The sequence below is a fragment of the Pseudomonas sp. P4_C8 genome, assembly GCF_056401975.1.
Genome location: NZ_JBFUIH010000016.1, coordinates 15,826 through 37,226 on the forward strand (window position 1 = coordinate 15,826; position 21,401 = coordinate 37,226).

23 protein-coding genes are annotated in these 21,401 nt (G+C 59.1%); all 23 read right to left on the reverse strand.

Annotation, left to right across the window (positions count from 1 at the left end; genetic code table 11):
* Positions 1-247: 247 nt before the first annotated feature.
* Positions 248-640, reverse strand: a complete 393-nt coding sequence (locus AC1DWM_RS12180) for a DUF2802 domain-containing protein (RefSeq protein WP_477795269.1) — start codon at positions 638-640, stop codon at positions 248-250.
* A complete protein-coding gene (locus AC1DWM_RS12185; protein ID WP_007946765.1) occupies positions 641-1,126 on the reverse strand; it encodes a chemotaxis protein CheW in 486 nt (161 codons plus the stop codon). It abuts the gene before it with no gap.
* A 72-nt stretch (positions 1,127-1,198) separates the two neighbouring features.
* On the reverse strand, positions 1,199-2,068 hold the full coding sequence (locus AC1DWM_RS12190; protein WP_477795270.1) for a CheW domain-containing protein: 870 nt from the start codon (positions 2,066-2,068) through the stop codon (positions 1,199-1,201).
* A 27-nt stretch (positions 2,069-2,095) separates the two neighbouring features.
* A complete protein-coding gene (locus AC1DWM_RS12195) occupies positions 2,096-2,884 on the reverse strand; it encodes a ParA family protein (protein WP_223517101.1) in 789 nt (262 codons plus the stop codon).
* A 43-nt stretch (positions 2,885-2,927) separates the two neighbouring features.
* Complete coding sequence (gene motD / locus AC1DWM_RS12200; RefSeq protein WP_477795271.1) at positions 2,928-3,818, reverse strand: flagellar motor protein MotD; 891 nt, start codon at positions 3,816-3,818, stop codon at positions 2,928-2,930.
* A gap of 14 nt (positions 3,819-3,832) precedes the next feature.
* The gene (locus AC1DWM_RS12205; RefSeq protein ID WP_223517097.1) at positions 3,833-4,573 is read right to left on the reverse strand and encodes a flagellar motor protein; all 741 of its coding nucleotides are present in this window, start codon (positions 4,571-4,573) and stop codon (positions 3,833-3,835) included.
* Positions 4,573-5,718, reverse strand: coding sequence for a protein-glutamate methylesterase/protein-glutamine glutaminase (locus AC1DWM_RS12210; protein ID WP_223517095.1), 1,146 nt, complete (start codon positions 5,716-5,718; stop codon positions 4,573-4,575). Before AC1DWM_RS12210 ends, AC1DWM_RS12205 begins: the two co-directional genes overlap by 1 nt.
* 49 nt (positions 5,719-5,767) lie before the next feature.
* Positions 5,768-8,026, reverse strand: coding sequence for a chemotaxis protein CheA (locus tag AC1DWM_RS12215; RefSeq protein ID WP_477795272.1), 2,259 nt, complete (start codon positions 8,024-8,026; stop codon positions 5,768-5,770).
* 39 nt (positions 8,027-8,065) lie between these two features.
* On the reverse strand, positions 8,066-8,854 hold the full coding sequence (locus AC1DWM_RS12220) for a protein phosphatase CheZ (RefSeq protein WP_223517091.1): 789 nt from the start codon (positions 8,852-8,854) through the stop codon (positions 8,066-8,068).
* 22 nt (positions 8,855-8,876) lie between these two features.
* The gene (locus tag AC1DWM_RS12225; protein WP_024012118.1) at positions 8,877-9,248 is read right to left on the reverse strand and encodes a chemotaxis response regulator CheY; all 372 of its coding nucleotides are present in this window, start codon (positions 9,246-9,248) and stop codon (positions 8,877-8,879) included.
* 167 nt (positions 9,249-9,415) lie between these two features.
* Positions 9,416-10,156 carry an RNA polymerase sigma factor FliA gene (fliA, locus tag AC1DWM_RS12230; protein WP_223517089.1) on the reverse strand — a complete coding sequence of 247 codons (741 nt, stop codon included), beginning with the start codon at positions 10,154-10,156 and terminating at the stop codon, positions 9,416-9,418.
* Positions 10,153-10,983, reverse strand: coding sequence for a flagellar synthesis regulator FleN (gene fleN, locus AC1DWM_RS12235; protein ID WP_003222917.1), 831 nt, complete (start codon positions 10,981-10,983; stop codon positions 10,153-10,155). The genes fliA and fleN overlap by 4 nt, the downstream gene beginning before the upstream one ends.
* A gap of 116 nt (positions 10,984-11,099) precedes the next feature.
* Complete coding sequence (gene flhF / locus AC1DWM_RS12240; protein ID WP_477795273.1) at positions 11,100-12,434, reverse strand: flagellar biosynthesis protein FlhF; 1,335 nt, start codon at positions 12,432-12,434, stop codon at positions 11,100-11,102.
* A gap of 11 nt (positions 12,435-12,445) precedes the next feature.
* Positions 12,446-14,575: a flagellar biosynthesis protein FlhA gene (gene flhA, locus AC1DWM_RS12245; RefSeq protein ID WP_223517086.1), complete on the reverse strand. Its 2,130-nt coding sequence runs from the start codon at positions 14,573-14,575 to the stop codon at positions 12,446-12,448.
* 153 nt (positions 14,576-14,728) lie between these two features.
* Positions 14,729-15,394 (reverse strand): hypothetical protein, encoded by a 666-nt coding sequence (locus tag AC1DWM_RS12250; RefSeq protein ID WP_477795274.1) that lies wholly within the window; start codon positions 15,392-15,394, stop codon positions 14,729-14,731.
* Positions 15,395-15,700: 306 nt separating this feature from the next.
* The gene (gene flhB, locus AC1DWM_RS12255; protein ID WP_477795275.1) at positions 15,701-16,840 is read right to left on the reverse strand and encodes a flagellar biosynthesis protein FlhB; all 1,140 of its coding nucleotides are present in this window, start codon (positions 16,838-16,840) and stop codon (positions 15,701-15,703) included.
* Between the two features lie 3 nt (positions 16,841-16,843).
* On the reverse strand, positions 16,844-17,629 hold the full coding sequence (gene fliR, locus AC1DWM_RS12260) for a flagellar biosynthetic protein FliR (protein ID WP_223517080.1): 786 nt from the start codon (positions 17,627-17,629) through the stop codon (positions 16,844-16,846).
* 3 nt (positions 17,630-17,632) lie between these two features.
* A complete protein-coding gene (gene fliQ / locus AC1DWM_RS12265; protein ID WP_007948918.1) occupies positions 17,633-17,902 on the reverse strand; it encodes a flagellar biosynthesis protein FliQ in 270 nt (89 codons plus the stop codon).
* Complete coding sequence (gene fliP / locus AC1DWM_RS12270; protein ID WP_477795276.1) at positions 17,899-18,657, reverse strand: flagellar type III secretion system pore protein FliP; 759 nt, start codon at positions 18,655-18,657, stop codon at positions 17,899-17,901. Before fliP ends, fliQ begins: the two co-directional genes overlap by 4 nt.
* Positions 18,657-19,103, reverse strand: a complete 447-nt coding sequence (fliO, locus tag AC1DWM_RS12275; protein WP_477795277.1) for a flagellar biosynthetic protein FliO — start codon at positions 19,101-19,103, stop codon at positions 18,657-18,659. Before fliO ends, fliP begins: the two co-directional genes overlap by 1 nt.
* The gene (fliN, locus tag AC1DWM_RS12280; protein WP_411741852.1) at positions 19,104-19,562 is read right to left on the reverse strand and encodes a flagellar motor switch protein FliN; all 459 of its coding nucleotides are present in this window, start codon (positions 19,560-19,562) and stop codon (positions 19,104-19,106) included.
* Positions 19,563-19,630: 68 nt separating this feature from the next.
* Positions 19,631-20,599 carry a flagellar motor switch protein FliM gene (gene fliM, locus AC1DWM_RS12285; RefSeq protein WP_223517073.1) on the reverse strand — a complete coding sequence of 323 codons (969 nt, stop codon included), beginning with the start codon at positions 20,597-20,599 and terminating at the stop codon, positions 19,631-19,633.
* Between the two features lie 9 nt (positions 20,600-20,608).
* The gene (gene fliL / locus AC1DWM_RS12290) at positions 20,609-21,106 is read right to left on the reverse strand and encodes a flagellar basal body-associated protein FliL (RefSeq protein WP_223517071.1); all 498 of its coding nucleotides are present in this window, start codon (positions 21,104-21,106) and stop codon (positions 20,609-20,611) included.
* Positions 21,107-21,401 lie beyond the last annotated feature (295 nt).

Below are 21,401 nucleotides of genomic sequence, written 5' to 3' on the forward strand. Positions count from 1 at the left end.
ATGTCTGAAACAGGCGTCGTTTATCAGCGGCGTTCACGTTACCGAGGGTGGTCGGCAATCACAAGCCGGGCCAAACCGCGAAAAATCCAAGATAAAGAAGGATGTCACGGAACGCGGGGATGATTACTGAATCTTTGTTGAATGCAAAAAGATCGCAGCCTCGTTTCACTCGACAGCTCCTACAGGGCGTACGCCATTACTGTGTAGGAGCTGTCGAGTGAAACGAGGCTGCGATCTTTTGATCAGTTCAGTTCTTGTGCAGCTTACGCATCAACTCCGCCTCAGCCTGGGTCAACCCGCAGGACTGAGTCAGTTCATCAACTGTAGCGCCCATCCCCACCAGTCGTGCCGCCTGGGCGAACGACAGGCTCGTCGGGTCGCGCTGCTCCAGTTGAGCCAGTTTGTCCGGCAACGGGCGGACCACCGCGCGCAGTTCATGCAGGTCTTCACCCATGCGCACGTTGCCGTTCTGGTAGTCGTCCACGCGTTTGGCCAGGTCTTTGATGCGCTGATCCCGTAGCGCATCGCCCTGAGCCTGTTGTGCGGCGATCAGTCGTTGACCGCGTATATACGCCAGAAACATCGCCAGCGTGCCCGCCCAGAAGAGGAACAGGACAGTGACCGCAACCTCAAGAATCAATCAGATGTTCTCCAGATCCGACCATTCTTCTTCGCTCATCATCTTGTCCAGCTCGACCAGGATCAGCAATTCGTTGTTCTTGTTGCACACGCCTTGAATGAACTTGGCGGACTCTTCGTTACCGACGTTTGGCGCGGTTTCGATTTCCGACTGACGCAGGTAAACCACTTCAGCCACGCTGTCGACCATGATCCCGACAACCTGCTTGTCGGCTTCGATGATGACGATACGGGTGTTGTCGCTGATCTCGGCGTTCATCAGGCCGAAGCGCTGACGGGTGTCGATCACGGTGACCACATTACCGCGCAGGTTGATGATGCCCAGGACGTAGCTCGGAGCACCCGGAACCGGGGCGATTTCGGTGTAGCGCAGGACTTCCTGAACGCGCATCACGTTGATGCCGTAGGTTTCATTGTCCAGCTTGAAGGTTACCCATTGCAGGATCGGATCTTCGGAACCCTTTGCAGCCGTCGCCTTATCATTCATACCCTGACCCCTCAAAAAACCGCCCTGGCGGTGTGTGTTCTGTACGTCGGCAGTCACTGCCGTCGCGTGTTTTTATGTTGGTTTGTGAGCCGGCTTTTTAACACTGCTCAGGTGCTTTGCGCCGCCACTGGCGATTAGCTCAGCCAGCGCGGAAACGTCGAGCAATGCACACATGTGTTCAATTACGGTGCCCGCCAGCCATGGCCGTTGACCACGGTGACTGCGCCATTTGATTTCGTTGGGGTCCAGGCGCAACGAGCGGCTGACTTGATGCACCGCCAGCCCCCACTCATAACCCTGAACCGAAATGACGTATTGCAGGCCTTGACGGAAGTCATCACGGTAGCGGTCAGGCATGACCCAACGCGCGGTGTCCAATACTTTCAGGTTGCCAGCCTGGCTCGGCAGAATCCCGAGGAACCATTCTGGCTGACCGAACAGCGGCGTCAGCTCGTGACCAGCCAAGGAATAAATCGACCCCAGGCACACCAATGGCACCGCCAGTGTCAGGCCAGCGACGTCGAACAACAGGCACTCGAAGGGCTCGGCGGCCCATGATGGACGACCATCGGTTTCCACCGGAGGCGGAGAGTTGCTCGGTGGCAAGTGAACGTCGACGACCGGCGGCACCAACGTTTGCAGCAATGGTTCGACGGTCGATACCGGCGCCAGGACAGGTGCCGGCACCTCCATGACAGGCACTGGCGCTTTGGTCACGGGGGCATTCACAGGGGCTGCAACCACCGCCACAGGGCGCGCATCCCGGGCCTGCTCTTCGAGCACCGCCAACTGAAACTCATCCAGGGTACTTTCTGGCTCGCCCACCTCGACTAGCGCTTCGATGTGCGGCGCCAGCTCCTCGGTCGCGTCCTGCAGCAAGCCGTCCAGGTAATTCTGGAGCGCGAGCTGCGGCCGAGAGGTGATTTTCACCGGCCGATTCATTTAAGCACCCCGCAAGGAAGGTTCATCTCAAGCCACCTGCACAACAGATTGCTGCACCAGCAAATGCTTGAGCAGTGCGCGGTACGCGAGAACGCCGCGGCTCTTGCCGTCAAACTGCGAAGGCGTAAGTCCGGCCCTGCTCGCATCCCGCAAGCGGGTGTCGACCGGGATGTAGCCTTGCCAGATTTCTTCCGGGTACTTGTCGCGCAGCACCCGCAGGGTCCCGAGGGAAGCCTGGGTGCGGCGGTCGAACAAGGTCGGGATGACGGTGAACGGCAGCGCCTGCTTGCGCGAGCGGTTGATCATCGCCAGGGTATTGACCATGCGTTCCAGACCTTTGACGGCGAGGTGCTCGGTCTGTACCGGGATCACCAATTGCTGGCTTGCCGCCAAGGCATTGACCATCAGTACGCCGAGCAACGGCGGGCTGTCGATCACGGCGTAATCGAAGTCTTGCCACAACTGCGCCAGGCTCTTGGCGATGACGAGGCCCAAACCACTCTGCCCCGGCGACTGACGCTCAAGCGTGGCGAGCGCGGTGCTGGAGGGCAACAGCGAAATGCTTTCGTGGCTGGTGGGCAACAACAACTGACCGGGCAAGCCCTGCGGCACACTGCCCTTGTGCAGGAACAAGTCGTAGCTGCTGTGTTCCAGAGTGTCGGGGTCGTAGCCAAAGTAGCTGGTCATGGAGCCGTGCGGGTCGAGATCGACCACAACCACGCGTTTGCCCGCCTCGGCCAGCAAACCGGCTAAAGCGATAGAGGAAGTGGTTTTACCAACACCACCCTTTTGATTGGCAACTGCCCAGACTCTCATTCGAAGGGTTCCGCTCGGTCGACAGGGTCGACCGAGAAATAGCTCAACGTGTTAATGCGGGTGACGGAGAATTGACGGCGCTCTCTCGTCCCGGCGACTTGAGCGGGGTTGGTGCAGTTTGTGTGCCAGCACGCTTCAACGCGGCATCCGGTTGCGCATGAGCGGTACCGGTGCCGGTCAAGCTGCGGCGTACATCGAGATTGCGCGAAACCACCAGCACCACTCGACGGTTGCGAGCGCGGCCTTCAGCGGTGGCGTTGTTGGCCACCGGCTGGAATTCGCCGTATCCCACGGACGCCAGGCGCCCGGGGTTTACGCCCTGCATCGCCAGCATGCGCACGATGCTCGCGGAACGAGCCGAAGACAGTTCCCAGTTGGTCGGGTACTGCGCGGTTCGGATCGGCTGATCATCAGTAAAGCCTTCGACATGAATCGGGTTGTCGAACGGTTTCAGGATCCGGGCCACCTTGTCGATGATATTGAACGCGATGTCACTGGGCATGGCATCGCCACTGCCGAACAACAGGCTGGAATTGAGCTCGATCTCAACCCACAACTCATTGCCACGCACGGTCATCTGATTGGAACTGATCAGGTCACCGAACGCCGCGCTGATGTCATCGGCGATGCTTTTCAGCGGGTCGGTGGAGCCGGCGACACCGGCATCGACCTGTTCGCTGTCCTTCACCAAAGGCTTGGCCGGCGTCACCGTCATCGGCCGCTCTTCGCCGATCGGGATCGGCTTGAGAGAGCGATCAGCGTCGGTGAAGACCCCGATCAACGCTTGCGAGATGACTTTGTACTTGCCTTCGTTGATCGAAGAAATCGAGTACATCACCACGAAGAATGCGAAGAGCAAAGTAATGAAGTCAGCGTAGGAAACGAGCCAACGTTCATGGTTTACATGTTCTTCAGGTTGCCTGCGACGAGCCATAGTCCATCACTCCCTCAATCCATGAAGCCCTGAAGCTTCAACTCAATAGAGCGAGGGTTTTCACCTTCGGCAATCGACAGGATCCCTTCCAGCAACATTTCCCGATAACGCGACTGGCGCAAGGCGACGGACTTGAGCTTGGCGGCAATCGGCAGCAACACCAGGTTGGCACTGGCCACGCCATAGATGGTGGCGACGAAGGCCACGGCAATGCCGCTGCCCAGTTGGCTCGGATCGGCCAGGTTGCCCATGACATGGATCAGGCCCATTACCGCACCGATGATGCCGATGGTCGGCGCATAGCCGCCCATGCTTTCGAAAACTTTGGCGGCTTCGATATCGCGGCTTTCCTGGGTGTAGAAATCGACTTCCAGAATGCTGCGAATCGCTTCCGGTTCGGCACCGTCAACCAGCAGTTGCAAGCCTTTGCGCGAGTAGCTGTCGGGTTCGGCATCAGCCACCCCTTCCAGGCCGAGCAAACCTTCCTTGCGGGCGGTCAGGCTCCAGTTCACCACGCGATCAATGCCGCCGGCCAGGTCAACGCGAGGCGGAAACAGAATCCAGCCAAGGATTTGCATGGCGCGCTTGAAGGCGCTCATCGGCGATTGCAGCAACGCTGCGCCGATGGTCCCACCGAGGACGATCAGCGCTGCCGGTCCGTTGGCCAGTGCGCCGAGGTGGCCGCCTTCAAGGTAGTTGCCGCCAATGATGGCGACGAACGCCATGATGATGCCGATAAGGCTTAAAACATCCATCAGATACAGGCCTCGACAAGGTGCTTGCCAATATCTTCCAACCCGTAGATCGCGTCCGCGAGGTCGGCTTTGACGATGGCCATCGGCATGCCGTAGATCACGCAACTGGCTTCATCCTGAGCCCAGATCGCACTGCCGCTCTGCTTGAGCAAGCGAGCACCTTCGCGACCGTCGGCGCCCATGCCGGTCAGAACGACCGCCAGAACTTTGTCGCCGTAGGACTTGGCGGCCGAACCGAAAGTGATGTCCACGCTCGGTTTGTAATTCAGACGCTCGTCGCCCGGCAGGATTTTCACCGCGCCACGGCCGTCGATCATCATTTGCTTGCCACCCGGTGCCAGCAACGCCAGGCCAGGGCGCAGGATGTCGCCATCCTCGGCTTCCTTGACGCGGATGCGGCAGAGCTTGTCCAGGCGTTCGGCGAAGGCTTTGGTGAACGCCGCCGGCATGTGCTGGATCAACACGAGCGGCGCCGGGAAGTTGGCCGGCAACTGGGTCAGGACCCGTTGCAGCGCAACCGGACCGCCGGTGGACGTGCCGATGGCAACCAGTTTGTAGGCTTTGCGTTTCGGTGCGGGCAACGAGGGGGCAGACGGAGCGGTGGTGTGTGTGCGGGCCAGTATCGGTGCCGGCGCTGGGCGCGACGGTGCGCTGCTGCCGTAACTGCTGACGCTTGCAGGCACAGGCGCTGGCGTCGGGACTGGCACGGCGACAGGGGTCGGTGCGCTGTAGGTATTGGCGCGACGGTTACTGCGCGAAATACTGAGAATCTTCTCGCACAGCAGTTGCTTGACCTTCTCCGGGTTACGGGAAATGTCTTCGAAATTCTTCGGCAGGAAATCGACGGCGCCGGCGTCCAGCGCATCGAGGGTGACCCGGGCACCTTCGTGGGTCAGCGACGAGAACATCAACACGGGCGTCGGGCAGCGCTGCATGATGTGTCGAACAGCTGTGATGCCGTCCATCAGCGGCATCTCGTAGTCCATGGTGATCACGTCCGGCTTGAGGGCCAGGGCCTGATCGATCGCCTCTTTTCCGTTGGTCGCCGTACCGACGACCTGGATATTCGAATCCGCTGAAAGTATTTCCGAGACGCGGCGGCGGAAAAACCCCGAATCGTCCACCACCAGGACCTTGACTGCCATAAACACTCCATTAGACGGAGCGAGGCTCAGTCGCCCCGCTCCACCAGAATCAAATACGCCGCGTGGCGTAACGCTTGAGCATGCTCGGTACATCGAGAATCAGCGCAATACGGCCGTCACCGGTGATGGTGGCGCCCGACATGCCCGGGGTTCCCTGGAGCATTTTGCCCAATGGCTTGATGACCACTTCTTCCTGGCCCACCAACTGATCGACGACAAATCCGATCCGCTGTGTGCCCACCGAAAGGATCACCACATGGCCTTCGCGCTGCTCTTCGTGAGCGGCGGAGCTGACCAGCCAGCGTTTGAGGTAAAACAGTGGCAGCGCCTTGTCGCGCACGATGACCACTTCCTGGCCGTCCACCACGTTGGTGGTCGACAGATCGAGGTGGAAGATCTCGTTGACGTTCACCAGCGGGAACGCAAACGCCTGGTTGCCGAGCATGACCATCAGCGTCGGCATGATCGCCAGGGTCAACGGAACCTTGATGACGATCTTCGAGCCCTGGCCCTTGGTTGAGTAAATGTTGATCGAACCGTTGAGCTGGGAGATCTTGGTTTTCACCACGTCCATGCCCACGCCACGACCCGACACGTCGGAGATCTCGGTTTTGGTCGAGAACCCTGGCGCGAAAATCAGGTTGTAGCATTCGGTGTCGCTCAAGCGATCCGCTGCGTCCTTGTCCATCACACCGCGTTTTACCGCGATGGAGCGCAGGACATTCGGGTCCATGCCTTTGCCGTCATCGGAAATCGACAGCAGGATGTGGTCGCCCTCCTGTTCCGCCGCAAGGATCACCCTGCCACCACGGGACTTGCCCGACGCTTCGCGTTCTTCCGGCGACTCGATGCCGTGGTCGACCGCGTTGCGGACCAAGTGGACCAGCGGGTCGGCCAGAGCCTCGACGAGGTTCTTGTCGAGGTCGGTTTCTTCGCCAACCAGCTCCAGGTTGATTTCTTTCTTGAGCTGGCGAGCCAGGTCGCGAACCAGACGCGGGAAGCGCCCGAACACCTTCTTGATCGGTTGCATCCGGGTCTTCATGACCGCGGTTTGCAGGTCAGCCGTCACCACGTCAAGGTTTGACACAGCCTTGGACATGGCCTCATCAGCACTGTTGGCACCCAGGCGAACCAGGCGGTTACGCACCAGTACCAATTCACCCACCATGTTCATGATTTCGTCGAGACGCGCGGTATCGACCCGCACCGTGGTCTCGGCTTCGCTGGCCGGTTTTTCCGGTGGCGGCGCGGCGGGAGCACGGGCCGGGACCGGTGCAGCGGCRGCGACCGGTTTCGGCGTTTCGGCTTTCGGCTCAGGCGCCTTGGCAACCGGTGCCGGTGCCGGTGCCGGTGCGACTGCCTTGGCGACTGGGGCGGCGACGGAAGAGGTGGAAGAACCTGTGCCGACTTCGCTGAACTTGCCTTTGCCGTGCAATTCGTCGAGCAGCGCTTCAAACTCGTGATCGGAGATCAGATCGCCGCCGGCCGCTTTAGCGGTTGGCGCAGCCGGAGCTGGGACGGCGGCAATGGCCGACTCCAGCGCATCCACCGCAAAGTTGCCTTTGCCGTGCAGCTGGTCGAGCAGTGCTTCAAACTCGTCGTCGGTAATGTCGGAGCTGTCGCCTGCTGCTTTCGGGGCTGCAGGCGCGGCTGGCGCAGCGGCCACCGCGTCGACAGCGAACTGGCCTTTACCGTGCAGCTGATCGAGCAACGACTCGAACTCGGCATCGGTGATTTCGTCGCTGGCAGCGGCATCGTTGACCGGCGCTGGTGCAGTAACCGGAGCTTCGGCCTCAGCCTTGACGGCGTTGAGCGAGTCCAGCAGTTGTTCGAATTCGTTATCGGTGATGTCGTCCGATTCACTGTCAGCGGCAGGTGCTTGCGCCACTTCAGCAACCGATGCTTGTTCATCAGCTGTTTGCGGCTCGGCCAGACGGGCCAGAGCCGCCAGCAATTCAGGTGTCGCAGCCGTAACCGGGCTACGCTCGCGGACTTCGCCGAACATGCTGTTCACCGCGTCCAGCGCTTCAAGGACCACGTCCATCAGTTCCGAATCAACGCGACGCTCACCCTTGCGCAGGATGTCGAATACGTTCTCGGCGATGTGGCAGCACTCCACCAGCTCATTGAGCTGGAGGAAGCCGGCGCCCCCTTTTACAGTGTGAAAACCGCGAAAAATTGCATTGAGCAAGTCCGCATCATCCGGTCGGCTTTCAAGCTCGACCAGCTGTTCGGACAGTTGCTCTAGAATCTCGCCGGCCTCAACCAGGAAATCCTGAAGGATCTCTTCATCGGCGCCGAAGCTCATTAAGGGGGTGCTCCTAACAGGTTTAAAAACCTAAAAAACCTAAAATCCAAGACTGGATAGCAAATCGTCCACATCGTCCTGGCCGGACACAACGTCTTCTCTTTTATCGGCATGAATCTGCGGACCTTCACCCTGAGAGAGATGTTTTTGCGGATCTTTTTCAGCCCGCATCGATTCACGGTCATGTTCGATACCCGCAAAGCGGTCTACCTGGCTGGCCATGAGTACGAGCTTGAGCAGGTTGCTTTCAACTTCGGTGACCAATTGGGTCACGCGCTTGATGACCTGACCGGTGAGGTCCTGGTAATCCTGAGCCAGCAAAATGTCGTTGAGGTTGCTCGACACCCTGCGGTTGTCTTCGGTGCTGCGTGCCAGGAAACCGTCGATCCGGCGAGCCAGTTCGCGGAACTCTTCAGCGCCAACTTCGCGGCGCATGAACCGTCCCCAATCCGTGCTCAACGCCCGGGCTTCGTCAGCCAGGCTATTGACCAGCGGCGTGGCGTTTTCCACCAGATCCATGGTGCGGTTGGCCGCGGCTTCGGTCAGCTTGACCACATATCCCAGACGCTCGGTGGCATCGGTGATCTGCGACACTTCCTCGGCTTGCGGCATGTTCGGGTCAATCTGGAAATTGACGATCGCGCTGTGCAGCTCGCGAGTGAGCTTGCCCACTTCCTGGTACAGGCCGCGGTCACGGGTCTGATTGAGCTCATGGATCAATTGCACAGCGTCGCCGAACCTGCCTTTTTCAAGGCTCTCGACCAGTTCGACAGCATGTTTTTTCAGGGTCGTTTCGAAATCGCCCTGTGAAGATTCTTTATGCTCCATAGCTCCCCCGTGGCGCAGTGGATCAACCGATGCGTTCGAAAATTTTCTCGATTTTGTCTTTCAACGCCTGGGCCGTGAAGGGTTTGACCACATAGCCGTTTACACCGGCCTGGGCCGCTTCGATGATCTGCTCGCGCTTGGCTTCAGCAGTTACCATCAGCACCGGCAGGTGCTTGAGCTTTTCATCGGCGCGCACGTGGCGCAGCAAGTCGATACCGGTCATGCCAGGCATGTTCCAGTCGGTCACCAGAAAGTCGATGCTTCCGCTGTTGAGAACCGGAATGGCAGTAGTGCCATCGTCGGCCTCGACCGTGTTGGTGAACCCAAGGTCACGCAACAGGTTTTTTATGATCCGCCGCATCGTTGAGAAGTCATCAACGATGAGGATTTTCATGTTCTTGTCCAATTCGACCTCCAAGCAGTCTTAAACGCGCCCAGCACCTGGACGCGCCATTTCAATCAATCCGGCAATGCATTCGATGACTGTCTGGAGCACAACAGATCGCGACCGGTGCCGTTCAAAACCACACCAGTCTCGTTCGCAGTGTCCCCACACTGCCTTCAGCGCGCTCGCCACTCCCCCAAACGCCCCCGCAAACGGGCCGCGCACTGGCTGTGTAACTGGCTGACCCGCGATTCACTGACCCCCAGGACCTCACCGATTTCCTTGAGATTCAACTCTTCGTCGTAGTACAGCGCCAACACCAGTCGCTCACGCTCCGGCAAATTGGCAATCGCGTCCGCCAGCGCAGCCTGGAAGCGTTCATCTTCCAGGTCGCGTGACGGCTCGAGATGAGCACTCGCGCCATCCTCGTGCAGCCCTTCGTGTTCGCCGTCCTGCAACAGATCGTCGAAACTGAACAAACGGCTGCCCAGGGTGTCGTTCAAAATCCCGTAATAATCGTCGAGACTCAATTGGAGTTCGGCCGCAACCTCGTGATCTTTAGCGTCACGGCCGGTTTTAGCTTCAATAGAGCGAATCGCGTCACTGACCATGCGGGTATTTCGGTGGACCGAACGCGGTGCCCAGTCCCCCTTGCGCACTTCATCGAGCATGGCGCCGCGGATTCGTATGCCCGCGTACGTCTCGAAACTCGCGCCTTTGCTGGCGTCGTATTTGGTCGACACTTCAAGCAGGCCGATCATCCCGGCCTGGATCAGGTCTTCAACCTGGACACTGGCTGGCAGACGGGCCAGCAAGTGGTATGCAATGCGTTTGACCAGTGGCGCGTAACGCTCGATCAGCTCGTACTGCGCGTCACGTGCCGACATCTTGTAGAGGTTGTAGCCACTGGCTGTCATAGGACGGGTCCCGCGGTCTGCTGCACGAGCCGCTCGACAAAAAACTCCAGGTGCCCACGCGGGTTGGCAGGCAATGGCCAGGTATCGACTTTTTGCGCGATGGCCTTGAACGCCAGGGCGCACTTGGAACGCGGGAAGGCTTCATAAACGGCGCGCTGCTTCTGGACGGCCTTGCGCACGCTTTCGTCGTAAGGCACCGCGCCGACGTACTGCAGGGCGACGTCGAGGAAGCGATCGGTGACCTTGGTCAACTTGGCGAACAGGTTGCGACCTTCTTGCGGGCTCTGGGCCATGTTGGCCAGGACGCGGAAGCGGTTCATGCCGTAATCGCGGTTAAGCAGTTTGATCAGGGCGTAGGCGTCGGTAATCGAAGTCGGTTCGTCGCAGACCACCAGCAAGACTTCTTGCGCTGCACGAACGAAACTGACTACCGAGTCACCTATACCCGCGGCGGTGTCGATCACCAGGACGTCGAGGTTGTCGCCAATGTCGCTGAAGGCCTGGATCAGGCCGGCGTGTTGAGCCGGACTCAGATGAACCATGCTCTGTGTGCCGGAGGCCGCCGGAACGATTCGAATACCGCCTGGGCCCTGCAACAGAACGTCGCGCAGCTCACAGCGGCCTTCAATCACGTCAGCCAGGGTCCTTTTGGGTGTCAGTCCCAGCAGGACGTCGACATTCGCCAGGCCCAGGTCAGCGTCCAACAACATGACGCGACGGCCGAGTTCGGCCAGGGCCAGTGACAAATTCACTGACACGTTAGTCTTGCCGACGCCACCTTTGCCGCCGGTCACCGCGATCACCTGTACGGGATGCATGCTGCCCATGTTATTTCTTTACCTTGTCWTGCATAGACGGAGGCCACATTACTGGCTGCGCGTTCGCTAAAGGAACAATGCATGGCAGGCCATCGATGTAGGTACAAAAACTGTTCATTACTACCTTAGCCGACCTGCTTGGTCGGGCTGTGGTAAATGTCAGCGAACATATCAGCCATGGCTTCTTCGCTGGGTTCTTCCTGCATTTGCACACTGACGGCGCGGCTGACCAACTGATGACGACGCGGCAGATGCAAATCATCCGGAATCCGCGGGCCATCGGTCAGATAGGCCACCGGCAACTCATGACTGATCGCCAGGCTTAACACCTCGCCCAGACTTGCCGTTTCATCCAGTTTAGTCAGGATGCAGCCAGCGAGCCCGCAACGCTTGTAACTATGATAAGCGGCCGTTAGAACCTGTTTCTGGCTGGTGGTTGCCAGCACCAGATAATTTTTTGATTTGATGCCACGTCCGGCCAGGCTTTCGAGTTGCATGCGCAGTGCCGGATCGCTGGCCTGAAGACCCGCAGTATCAATCAGCACCACGCGTTTACGCAGCAGTGGTTCCATTGCCTGAACCAGGGACTGCCCCGGATCGACGTGGGTCACCGACACATTGAGAATCCGCCCGAGCGTCTTGAGCTGCTCCTGGGCGCCTATGCGAAAGCTGTCCATGCTCACCAGCGCGATATTCTGCGCGCCGTACTTGAGCACGTAGCGGGCGGCGAGCTTGGCCAGGGTGGTGGTCTTGCCCATGCCGGCAGGACCGACCATGGCAATCACGCCGCCCTCTTCCAGTGGTTCGATTTCCGGTGTGGCGATCATCCGCGCCAAGTGCGCCAGCAACATGCGCCAAGCCTGACGAGGCTCATCAATGTCGGGAATCATAGCCAACAAATCGCGGGACAACGGGCCGGACAGGCCGATGCGTTGCAGGCGACGCCAAAGGTTGGCCTGAGCCGGACGGCTGCCTTGCAGCTGATTCCAGGCCAGCGAGCCGAGCTGTACTTCCATCAGTTCGCGCAGACTATTGAGCTCGAAACGCATCGAGTCGAACGCACGTGGGTCAACGCCACCGGCGGCAGGTGCCGGGGTGGGTTGCGCGCGACGCGGTTCGGCGTAGGTCGGTTCGATCAGCGGCTCGGCAGCAGTGAGTGGCAGGCCGGCGAACAACTGGCGATTGGTGGTCTTGTCGCCTTCGGTTTCGCCGTCGCCACGCAGGCTCAATTCGGCCTGTGCAGTCACGATGCGCGACTGGGTCTTGCGCAGCTCATCCTCGAGTTCCATGTTCGGAACACGCGGGGCCAGCGCCGACAATTTGTAATCCAGCGCAGCCGTCAACTCGACACCACCGGCAATCCGGCGATTGCCAATAATGGCGGCATCAGCGCCCAGCTCATCACGAACCAGCTTCATGGCCTGACGCATATCGGCGGCGAAAAAACGCTTAACTTGCATAAACCACTACCTCAGCCGTTGGGCCCTACTGTCGCAACGATGGTCACTTGCTTGTTGTCAGGAATTTCCTGATAAGCCAACACATGCAAACCCGGGACTGCCAGTCGGCCGAATCGCGACAACATGGCGCGAACCGGGCCGGCCACCAGCAGAATCACCGGTTGACCTTGCATTTCCTGACGCTGCGCGGCATCGATCAACGAGCGCTGCAGTTTCTCAGCCATGCTTGGCTCCAGCAGAACGCCCTCCTCCGAGCCTTGTCCTGCCTTCTGAATACTATTGAGCAATATCTGTTCCAACCTTGGCTCCAGAGTGATCACTGGTAGCTCAGAGTCAGTGCCTACAATGCTTTGGACGATTGCGCGGGACACGCCGACGCGCACAGCTGCGACCAGAGCGGCAGTATCTTGACTCTTGGCGGCATTATTGGCGATCGCCTCGGCGATGCTGCGAATGTCTCGCACGGGCACCTGCTCGGCCAGCAGCGCTTGCAACACCTTGAGCAACTGCGACAGCGAAACCACGCCCGGCACCAACTCCTCAGCCAATTTAGGCGAGCTTTTGGCCAGCAATTGCATGAGTTGCTGGACTTCTTCGTGACCGATCAGTTCGCTGGAGTGCTTGTACAGAATCTGGTTCAAGTGGGTGGCCACGACCGTACTGGCATCGACCACGGTGTAACCAAGGGATTGCGCCTGCGCGCGCTGGCTGATTTCGATCCAGACCGCCTCTAACCCGAAAGCCGGATCTTTGGCGGTTATGCCATTAAGCGTGCCGTAGACCTGCCCCGGGTTGATCGCCAGTTCGCGATCAGGGTAAATCTCCGCCTCGGCAAGGATCACCCCCATCAACGTGAGGCGATAGGCACTCGGCGCCAGGTCGAGGTTGTCACGTATATGCACCGTCGGCATCAAGAAGCCCAGGTCCTGGGACAGCTTCTTGCGCACGCCCTTGATCCGCGCCAGCAGTTGACCGCCCTGATTGCGGTCCACCAGTGGAATCAGGCGATAGCCGACTTCCAGACCAATCATGTCGATCGGCGTGACGTCGTCCCAACCAAGCTCTTTGGTTTCCATGGCGCGGGCTGGCGAAGGCAGCAGTTCCTGCTGACGCTTGACCTCTTGCTGGGCCTGGACCTTGACCACGTTCTGCTTCTTCCAGAACAGGTACGCACCACCGGCAGCGACAGCCGCCATGCTCAGGAAGGAGAAGTGCGGCATGCCCGGCACAAGCCCCATCACCGCCATCAAACCCGCTGCGACGGCCAGCGCTTTGGGCGAAGCGAACATCTGGCGGTTGATTTGCTTGCCCATGTCTTCCGAACCGGAAGCACGGGTCACCATGATCGCCGCCGCGGTGGACAACAGCAGTGATGGCAATTGCGCCACCAAACCGTCACCAATAGTCAGCAGCGCGTAAACCTTGCCGGCGTCGGCGAAGCTCATGTTGTGCTGGAAGATACCGACGGCGATGCCGCCAATCAGGTTGATGAACAGAATCAGCAGACCGGCGATGGCGTCACCGCGCACAAATTTGCTGGCACCGTCCATGGAACCATAGAACTCGGCTTCCTGGGCCACTTCCATCCGGCGCAGTTTGGCCTGGTTCTGATCGATCAGGCCGGCGTTCAAATCGGCGTCGATTGCCATTTGCTTGCCGGGCATCGCATCGAGGGTGAATCGCGCGCTCACCTCGGAAATCCGCCCGGCACCCTTGGTCACCACGACGAAGTTGATGATCATCAAAATCGCGAAGACCACGATACCGACGACATAGTTACCGCCAATCACCACCTCACCGAAAGCCTGAATCACCTTGCCGGCAGCGGCGTGACCGTCCTGACCGTGGAGCATCACCACCCGCGTGGAAGCCACGTTCAGCGCCAGTCGCAACAGTGTCGCCACCAACAGAATGGTCGGAAACACCGCAAAATCCAGTGGCCGCAAGGCGTAGACGCAGACCAGCAGCACGACGATGGACAGCGCAATGTTGAACGTGAAGAACACGTCGAGCAGGAACGGCGGCACCGGCAGCATCATCATGGCCAGCATGACCAGCAACAACAACGGCACACCCAGATTGCCCCGACTCAAGTCGGCAACGTTTGTGCGGGCATTGTTGAATAACTGAGAGCGATCCACCGGTTTTCCCCGTTCCTTTAAAGCAAACTTTTGACGCATGAAGCAGGCGCAGGGCGGCTACTGCAAGAAGCCTTCCAACTTTTGCAATGGTGATAAATGGAGGGATCGATTGGGGGTTTTGTTGTAGCAGCTGCCGAGGGACGATTCGATTGATTAACCCGCGGTCAGAACCTGTTTGCCAGTGATTGGACCAAAACTCAATGTTTTGCCATTGATGTAGCGTGCGCCCTTGAGCACTTCAACGCCATCGATGACGACTCGGTCCTCCTGCGTGTACATCAGCGTCACCATAGACACTGGCGTTACTATTTCAGGCTCCTTCTTGATTTGTACTATCAGGGTCAGCGCCCAATGAAAGGGGATGATTCCAAGATCTTTGATCCCGATCTGCCGCTCAGGATCTTCCCACCGAAAATCCTGCCTGGCGGTAATAAACAGCAGGTCTCCCTCTATTTTGAATTGTGGCCTGTGATAGCGCCTTTCCATCGCCTCGCTGATCCAGCCTTCCATGTATGAATCCGGACTCGTGAAGAGTTCGAAGAGCTTTGCGTTGTTGATGATGTTCCCGGCAGCACTGTTAAACGGACTGTAGGTATTGTGATAAGCCAACCCTCCCAATTCAGGACGAATCGCGTTAGTCCGCTCTCCCAGATAGCCCGGAATGAAGACATTTGCCATCTGCACAAAATGGGTGAAATCCAGCATCAATTTAAAAGTGACGGAGTAACCGATTGCGCGATCACGTGGATATTCTTCCAACGTACCCGAGACAAACTCCACCTCCATGCCCAGCAGCTTTTTAAACGGTTGCGCTTCCATGATTGCAGCCTCTTAGAACTGAACAAGGCGCATCTCTGGCGCTCAACTAAAAGGATCAGAGCCGCTACTGAAGGGACATCGCCGGGAGAATTACCCGGACAATGAAAGCGCTTGAGAGCGCTGACTGTCTACTGTCAGAACTAACAGGTAGGCAGGGCTTTCAGACGAGCGGGATTCGGACACCGGCCTGTAGCAGCTGCCGAGCCCGCGAGGCTGCGTTCGACTGCGAAGCGGTCGCGCGGTCAAGAATCTACGACTGCTGCGCAGTCGGACGCAGCCTCGCGGGCTCGGCAGCTGCTACAGGGGTCAGGAGTCGCGGCGCAAATCCGGCGGGATCGGCAAGTCATCCTTGAGCGGCTCAGGCGGTTTGCCTTTGCCCGCACGGTGCTGGCGGATCTGGTAGACGTAGGCCAATACCTGAGCGACCGCCAGATACAGCCCGCCAGGAATTTCCTGCTCCAGCTCAGTGGAGTAATAGATCGAACGCGCCAGCGCTGGCGATTCGAGCAGCAGCACGTCGTTGGCCACGGCGATTTCACGGATTTTCAAGGCCAGGAAATCGCTACCCTTGGCCAGCAACACCGGCGCACTGCCTTTATCCGGATCGTATTTGAGGGCGACGGCATAGTGCGTCGGGTTGGTGATGACCACGTCGGCCTCGGGAATGGCCGCCATCATCCGCCGCTGCGACATCTCGCGCTGCAACTGGCGAATGCGCTGCTTGACCTCGGGCCGCCCTTCCTGATCCTTGTGTTCGTCGCGCACTTCCTGCTTGGTCATCAGCAGTTTCTTGTGGCTCTCCCATAGCTGCACCGGCACGTCGACGGCGGCGATGATGATCAGCCCGCAGGCCATCCACAAGGTGCTCCAGCCGACCACTTGCAGGCTGTGAACGACCGCCATCTCCAATGGCTCGTGCGCGATGCGCATCAAGTCGTCGATGTCGGAAGACAGCACGGCGAGCGCCACGAACAGCACGATCAGAAACTTCGCCAATGCCTTGAGCAACTCGACGATGGCCTTGGCCGAGAACATCCGCTTGAGCCCCGCGCCAGGGTTCATTCGACTGAATTTGGGCGCCATCGAGCCCGCCGCGAACAACCAGCCACCGAGGGAAATCGGACCGATCAACGCGGCCAGCAGCAAGGTGATCATCACCGGCTGAATCGCCACCAGCGCAATCTGCCCCGAATGCAGCAGGAAAGTGCCCATGTTGCGCTGATCCAGTATCACTTCCCGCGAGAGCGTGAAGTTCATGCGCATCAGCTCCATCATCTCCTGTGCCAGGGCACCGCCGAAAATCAGCAGTGCGCCGGCACCGGCGAGCATGATCGCCAAGGTGTTGAGCTCCTTGGAGCGTGCTATCTCACCCTTGTCCCGGGAGTCCTTTTTGCGTTTCTCCGTGGGGTCTTCTGTTTTGTCCTGACCGCTTTCGCTCTCAGCCATGACTCAGCGCGCCCGTGCCAGTTCGCGTAAAAACTGCAGAGCCTCGGTGGCCAGCGGTTGATACTGATTAATGATGTCCGCCAGCCCGACCCAGACGATGAACAGCCCGAGCACCAAGGTCAGCGGGAAACCGATAGAGAAAATGTTCAGCTGCGGCGCGGCCCTGGTCATCACGCCGAACGCAATGTTGACCACCAATAGCGCCGTAATTGCTGGCAGCACCAGCAACAGCGCGGCACCCAGGACCCAGCCGAGCTTGCCGGCCAGCTCCCAGAAATGATTGACCATCAACCCGCTACCGACCGGCATGGTGGTGAAGCTTTCAGTGAGGACTTCGAAGACCACCAGATGCCCGTTCATGGACAGGAACAACAGCGTCACCAGCATGGTGAAGAACTGCCCGATCACCGCCACGGAAACGCCGTTGGTGGGGTCGACCATCGAAGCGAAGCCCATGCCCATCTGAATGGAGACGATCTGCCCGGCGACCACGAAGGCCTGAAAGAACAGCTGCAAGGAAAAACCCAGCACCGCGCCGATCAGGATCTGTTCGGCAATCAGCAGCAGCCCGCTCAAGTCCAGCGCATTGACCGGCGGCATCGGCGGCAGGCCCGGCGCAATCACCACGGTGATCGCCAGCGCGAAGTACAAACGCACACGCTTGGGCACCAGGGTCGTGCCGAACACCGGCATGACCATCAGCAGTGCACCGATGCGAAACAGCGGCAACATAAACGTCGCCACCCAGGTACTGATCTGTGTGTCGGTCAGCTGCAACAGCGACGGCATGATTTAGCCGATGACCTGAGGAATACTGCCGTACAGCTGCAGGATGTATTCCATGAACGTCTGCACCAGCCACGGACCAGCAACAATCAGCGTCACCAGCATGACCAGCAAGCGCGGCAAGAAGCTCAGGGTCTGTTCGTTGATCTGCGTAGCCGCCTGGAACATCGCCACCAACAGGCCGACCAACAGGCTGGGAATCACCAGCACAGCGACCATCATGGTGGTCAGCCACAGCGCTTCGCGAAAGATGTCTACCGCCACTTCCGGCGTCATGGCGACACACCGCCGAAGCTGCTCGCCAAAGTGCCGATGATCACCGCCCAGCCATCCACCAGCACGAACAGCATGATCTTGAATGGCAGGGAAATGATCAGTGGCGAGAGCATCATCATCCCCATCGCCATCAGCACACTGGCCACGACCAGGTCGATGATCAGGAACGGAATGAAGATCATGAAGCCGATCTGAAACGCGGTTTTCAGCTCGGAGGTGACAAACGCCGGCACCAGAATGGTCAGCGGCGCCTGATCCGGCGAGGCGATATCGGTACGCTTGGACAGGCGCACGAACAGCTCAAGATCGCTGCTGCGAGTTTGCGCCAGCATGAAGTCCTTGATCGGCACCTGGGCCTTGGCCACGGCATCCTGAGCGGTGAGTTTTTCCGCCAGATACGGTTGCAAGGCGTCCTGATTCACCCGGTCAAACACCGGCGCCATGATGAACAGCGTCAGAAACAGCGCCATACCCGTAAGGATCTGGTTCGACGGCGTCTGCTGCAGGCCCAAGGCCTGGCGCAGGATCGAGAAGACGATGATGATCCGGGTGAAGCTGGTCATCAGCATGACGAACGCCGGAATGAAACTCAACGCGGTCATGATCAGCAGGATTTGCAGGCTGACCGAATATTCCTGAGCGCCATTGGCATTGGTGCCCAAGGTGATCGCCGGGATCGACAACGGATCGGCGGCGAACGCCAGCGGCGCGGCCAGCATCAGGGCCAGCGTCAAGACGATGCGTAACGCACCCATTACTTCTTATCCTTCTGATCCTTGCCGAGCATCTTCAACAGATGCTGGGCAAACTCGGGGGTCGCTTTCTCAGTCCCGCCCGGCACTTGCACCGGCTCCTTGAGCACATGCAGCGCGGTGATGGTGCCAGGGCTGAGGCCGAGCAGGATCTGCTCGTTGCCGACTTGCACCAGCATCAAACGGTCGCGAGGACCCAGCGCGCGGGAACCGATCAGCTCGATCACCTGCCCTTTGCCAGCCGGCCCGGCTTGTTGAACCCGGCGCAACAACCAGGCGAGGAAGAAGATCAACCCCAGCACCAGCAGCAAGCCGAATACCAATTGCGTCAATTGCCCGGCCACACCACTGCTGACCGCCGGCGCGGCAGCCGCAGTAGCGGTCGCTACCGGCTCGGCAGCCAGCACACTGCACGGCATCGACAGCACAAACCCCAGAACCTTTTTCACTTAGCGCAGCTTCTTGATGCGTTCGCTTGGGCTGATCACGTCGGTCAGGCGGATGCCGAACTTCTCGTTGACCACCACCACTTCGCCGTGAGCGATCAGCGTGCCGTTGACCAGTACGTCCAGCGGCTCGCCGGCCAGGCGATCCAGCTCAATCACCGACCCCTGGTTGAGTTGCAGCAGGTTACGGATGTTGATGTCTGTGCTGCCCACTTCCATGGAAATCGAAACCGGGATATCGAGGATCACGTCCAGGTTCGGACCTTCCAGGCTGACCGGATCTTTGCTTTTCGCCACGCTGCCAAACTCTTCCATCGGCAGACGATTGGACGACGAGCCAGCGCGATCGGCAGCCAGCAAGGCGTCGATATCGGCCTGACCGGCGTCACCGGTTTCTTCCAGGGCCGCAGCCCACTCATCAGCCAGTGCCTGGTCGTCCATGGCGTTCATATCGTCGTTCATCATTTGTCCTCGGCGGGCAAAAATTCAGTGAGTAGCAGTCTGTTGAAACAAAGGAGGTTGAGCGCCGGTCATTGGCGCTCGATCGGCTCGATCACTTGCAACGCGAGGTTGCCTTTGTGCGAGCCCATCTTGACCTTGAAGGCAGGCACGCCGTTGGCGCGCATGATCATTTCTTCCGGCATCTCGACCGGGATAATGTCCCCCGGCTGCATGTGCAGGATGTCGCGCAAGCGCAACTGGCGACGGGCAACCGTGGCACCGATCGGCACGTCGACATCCAGCACGTCCTGACGCAGGGCATTGACCCAGCGTTCGTCCTGATCGTCGAGGTCCGACTGGAAACCGGCGTCGAGCATTTCGCGCACGGGCTCGATCATCGAATACGGCATGGTCACGTGCAGGTCGCCGCCACCGCCATCGAGTTCGATGTGGAACGTGGACACCACCACCGCTTCGCTCGGGCCAACGATGTTGGCCATGGCCGGGTTGACTTCCGAATTGATGTACTCGAAGTTCACTTCCATGATTGCCTGCCAGGCTTCCTTCAAATCGACGAAGGCCTGCTCCAGCACCATGCGCACCACGCGCAGTTCGGTCGGGGTGAATTCACGCCCCTCGATCTTGGCGTGACGGCCATCGCCGCCGAAGAAGTTGTCCACCAGCTTGAACACCAGTTTGGCGTCGAGGATGAACAGTGCGGTACCGCGCAACGGCTTGATCTTGACCAGGTTGAGGCTGGTCGGTACGTACAGCGAGTGCACGTATTCGCCAAACTTCATCACCTGCACACCACCGACGGCAACGTCCGCCGAGCGGCGCAGCATGTTGAACATGCTGATGCGGGTGTAGCGGGCGAAGCGCTCGTTGATCATCTCCAGGGTCGGCATGCGTCCGCGAACGATGCGATCCTGGCTGGTCAGGTCGTAGCTTTTGACGCTGCCGGGTTCAGCAGCGTCATCGGTCTGTACCAGACCATCGTCGACGCCATGCAACAGCGCATCGATCTCATCCTGGGACAGCAGGTCCTGCACGGCCATGTCGTGTTCCTACTGCAGTACGAAATTAGTGAAAAGCAACTGTTCGATCACCACTTTGCCGAGCTCTTTCTGCGCCACTTCCTGCACGCTGGCCGTGGCCTTCTGACGCAACATTTCCTGGCCAATCGGCGTGGCCAGGGTGGTGAAATCCTGACCGGAGAACAGCATGACCAGGTTGTTGCGGATCACCGGCATGTGCACTTTGAGCGCTTCCAGATCGGCCTGATTGCGACCCTGCATGGTGATGCTCACCTGCATGTAGCGCTGACGGCCATTCTGGTTGAAGTTGGCCACGAAGGCCGGCGCCAAGGGCTCAAAAATTGCTGGCTGCTTGCCGACCACTGCGGTTTCCACCGCGGCAGGCTTGCTCTGGGCGCTGTGCATGAAGAACCAGGTCGCCCCCACGGACATGCCGATCGCCAGCAGCAAGGCCACCACGATCAAAATGATCAGCTTGATCTTGCCTTTGGTTGCGGGGGCTTTTACTGCTGCGTCGCTCTTCGCCATGCCAATAATCCGTCACTATTCGGGTTTTCACAGTCGCACGGCAAGGCAAGAGCAAGTGTTATGCCAGAAGTGTCGGGGGGGACGGGGACTTAGGGGGCACATCAAAACAAATGTGGGAACGAGCCTGCTCGCGATGGCGACTTCACATCCAACAGAGTTACTGACTGATATACCGCTATCGCGAGCAGGCTCGCTCCCACAAGGGGTCCTGCGTTTTATCAGGCTAAGTAGTTGAAGCGACAACCACTGGTACCAAGTCTCAGGAGGAGTTGGCGGAGCACAAATCAATGTGGGA

Coding starts and splice junctions, on each gene's coding strand:
- AC1DWM_RS12225 (WP_024012118.1), bottom strand. CDS start 9,248: ATGAAAATCCTCATCGTTGATGACTTCTCAACGATGCGGCGGATCATA.
- AC1DWM_RS12185 (WP_007946765.1), bottom strand. CDS start 1,126: ATGAATGATAAGGCGACGGCTGCAAAGGGTTCCGAAGATCCGATCCTG.
- fliM (WP_223517073.1), bottom strand. CDS start 20,599: ATGGCCGTGCAGGACCTGCTGTCCCAGGATGAGATCGATGCGCTGTTG.
- AC1DWM_RS12210 (WP_223517095.1), bottom strand. CDS start 5,718: ATGGCAGTCAAGGTCCTGGTGGTGGACGATTCGGGGTTTTTCCGCCGC.
- AC1DWM_RS12220 (WP_223517091.1), bottom strand. CDS start 8,854: ATGGAGCATAAAGAATCTTCACAGGGCGATTTCGAAACGACCCTGAAA.
- fliA (WP_223517089.1), bottom strand. CDS start 10,156: ATGACAGCCAGTGGCTACAACCTCTACAAGATGTCGGCACGTGACGCG.
- AC1DWM_RS12205 (WP_223517097.1), bottom strand. CDS start 4,573: ATGGATGTTTTAAGCCTTATCGGCATCATCATGGCGTTCGTCGCCATC.
- fleN (WP_003222917.1), bottom strand. CDS start 10,983: ATGGGCAGCATGCATCCCGTACAGGTGATCGCGGTGACCGGCGGCAAA.
- motD (WP_477795271.1), bottom strand. CDS start 3,818: ATGGCTCGTCGCAGGCAACCTGAAGAACATGTAAACCATGAACGTTGG.
- fliL (WP_223517071.1), bottom strand. CDS start 21,106: ATGGCGAAGAGCGACGCAGCAGTAAAAGCCCCCGCAACCAAAGGCAAG.
- flhF (WP_477795273.1), bottom strand. CDS start 12,434: ATGCAAGTTAAGCGTTTTTTCGCCGCCGATATGCGTCAGGCCATGAAG.
- fliN (WP_411741852.1), bottom strand. CDS start 19,562: ATGAACGACGATATGAACGCCATGGACGACCAGGCACTGGCTGATGAG.
- fliR (WP_223517080.1), bottom strand. CDS start 17,629: ATGCCGTCGCTGTTGCAGCTGACCGACACACAGATCAGTACCTGGGTG.
- flhB (WP_477795275.1), bottom strand. CDS start 16,840: ATGGCTGAGAGCGAAAGCGGTCAGGACAAAACAGAAGACCCCACGGAG.
- AC1DWM_RS12195 (WP_223517101.1), bottom strand. CDS start 2,884: ATGAGAGTCTGGGCAGTTGCCAATCAAAAGGGTGGTGTTGGTAAAACC.
- AC1DWM_RS12250 (WP_477795274.1), bottom strand. CDS start 15,394: ATGGAAGCGCAACCGTTTAAAAAGCTGCTGGGCATGGAGGTGGAGTTT.
- fliP (WP_477795276.1), bottom strand. CDS start 18,657: ATGGGTGCGTTACGCATCGTCTTGACGCTGGCCCTGATGCTGGCCGCG.
- fliQ (WP_007948918.1), bottom strand. CDS start 17,902: ATGACGCCGGAAGTGGCGGTAGACATCTTTCGCGAAGCGCTGTGGCTG.
- AC1DWM_RS12190 (WP_477795270.1), bottom strand. CDS start 2,068: ATGAATCGGCCGGTGAAAATCACCTCTCGGCCGCAGCTCGCGCTCCAG.